Source organism: Candidatus Izemoplasma sp. (assembly GCF_982632705.1).
This window is the reverse complement of record NZ_CEXEES010000111.1, coordinates 1-2221: the sequence shown is the minus strand read 5'-3', so window position 1 is coordinate 2221 and position 2221 is coordinate 1. Positions and strand designations below refer to the sequence as shown.

Below are 2221 nucleotides of genomic sequence, written 5' to 3'. Positions count from 1 at the left end.
AAGTTGTAAGTAATTCAATTTCATTAGGCCGTGTGGTTTACACTTTTTCTTGACGGGTGTTAACTTTGTATAAAAAGATGAATACTCCATATATTAGTTCCTTCATGGTGCCAATAATTCAATATTTTCAGCACTAAAAAGATGATTTATCTTTTGAAGATAACTAATGTTAATCGAAATATATTTATTGAAAAATAAAATATATATTCATAATTAAATCGCTATTTTAGCCTCTATATCTATTAGGAATTTTTCATGAGGAGCCTATTTATGCCTAAAAACAGACTATTACTAATTTGTTTGATATCATTGAGTTCAATAATGGTTCTAAACGGACAAATCAATGACGATCCCTTTGAACAGATGAAGAGTCTTATTTCAACAAATTTAGATTCTGCAATAATTATTGGTGAGCAATTTCTATCGGAAAATAACAATGCTGACTCTATTAAGGCCAAAGCACTTTTTTACCTTGGAGTTTCACACTATTACAGGGGGCAATACCATATAAGCTCAAACTATTATGAATTAGCTATTAACACAAGGTATGCAACAAATAACATTAGGTTTTTAGGCCGATGTTATAATAACCTTGGAATTGTACTTGACTTGAAAGGAGAATATGCGGAGGCCATTGAATTTTATATAAAATCAATGGAAATTGATGACTTATTAGATGATAGCGTCGGTGTTGCACTTTCCAAAATAAATATAGGCCTATTATATATAAACATGCTACAGCTTGATCAGTCGGATGTATATCTACAAGAAGCAAAACAGTTTTTTTTAAAAGCAAATGATTATAACAATCTTGGTCTTGTATACCACAATATTGCATTGCTTCAAGAGATGCAAAATAAATATGACAGTTCATTTATAAGCTATAATAAGGCAGCAGATTTTTATTTAAAAGCTAATAATAAATATGAATACGTAAATGTTCTGATACATTTGGGTTCCAACTATAAGAATAATGGTGATATTGAAAAAGCATTGGAGAGTATTCTGGAAGCACAAAAGTTAGCTGAGGAACTTGGTTACGATTTCTTTCTACCCCAATCCAATTTAGTTTATTGCGGGATTTTAATTGAAATGGGTGATACTGATGAAGCCCGGAAAATAATTAACAATATCAAATCAGTTAATCCTAGATTTGAAAATGAAAAAAGAGCACTCAATCTAATGCTAGTGAACCAAACTGGCAGCTATGCTGAGTTCAAAAATGCGCTTAACAATTACATTAATTACCGCGACTCGGTATTTATACAAGAGAACAACCGCACTGTTAATGAAATAAACCTCAAATATGAAACCGAACAAAAAGAAGCAGAGAATCAGCGATTAAAAAATGAAAACCGCCTCCAGGAATTGGTAATTTTTCGACAAAAGATTTTAGTTTTTGTTGCAATTCTAGTTGCTTTTTTTGCTTTACTTATTCTAGTTTCTGTATTTATATTCAGAAAAAAGAGAAAGGAAAGAATAGCTTTATTAGAGATTAAGAATAAGGAAATTAACGAAAAATCAGAACAGCTGAAAATTTCAAATGAAACAAAGGATAAATTATTTTCAATAATCGCACATGATCTTAGAAGCCCGTTTACTTCATTGCTCGGATTTTCTTCACTTTTAAAAGAGGAAACAGAGAAAGGTAAATTTGAAAATGCTGCAGCTTATTCAATCCATCTTAATGCAACGGCAGTAAATACATACGAATTAATCGATAATCTTCTTAATTGGACCAGATCGCAGCAAAACCACTTGGTTCCAAATCCGGGTTTGATATTATTATCTGACGTGGTAAATGAGATAATTTTATCGTTAAATGCAGTAGCTATAGGGAAACACATTGAGGTTGTTTCACAAATAGAAGAGGATATTGAAGTAATGGTAGATAAAAATATGCTACTAGTAATTTTACGTAATCTTATTGGCAATGCGCTAAAATTCAGTTACAAAGGAGGTAAAGTAATTGTAGATTGTGAAGAAAATAATGAAAATTATATTGTTTCTATTAAGGATAACGGAAAAGGTATGGAAGCATCATTGAGAGACAAGATTTTTTCGGATAATACGGGGGTTAGTTCCATAGGCACTGAAAATGAACATGGTTCTGGATTAGGGCTAATTCTTGTTAAAGAGTTTGTTAAAAAAATTGATGGCACAGTTTGGGTCGAAAGCGTTCCTGAAGAAGGCAGTACTTTTAGTTTTACGATTCCAAAAG

The 2221-nt window shown here is 31.4% G+C and carries 1 protein-coding gene; it reads left to right on the top strand.

From position 1 onward, the window contains the following. Window positions 1-270 precede the first annotated feature (270 nt). On the top strand, window positions 271-2221 hold a 1951-nt coding region (locus AC2LE6_RS08945; RefSeq protein WP_484478914.1), incomplete at its 3' end, for a tetratricopeptide repeat-containing sensor histidine kinase.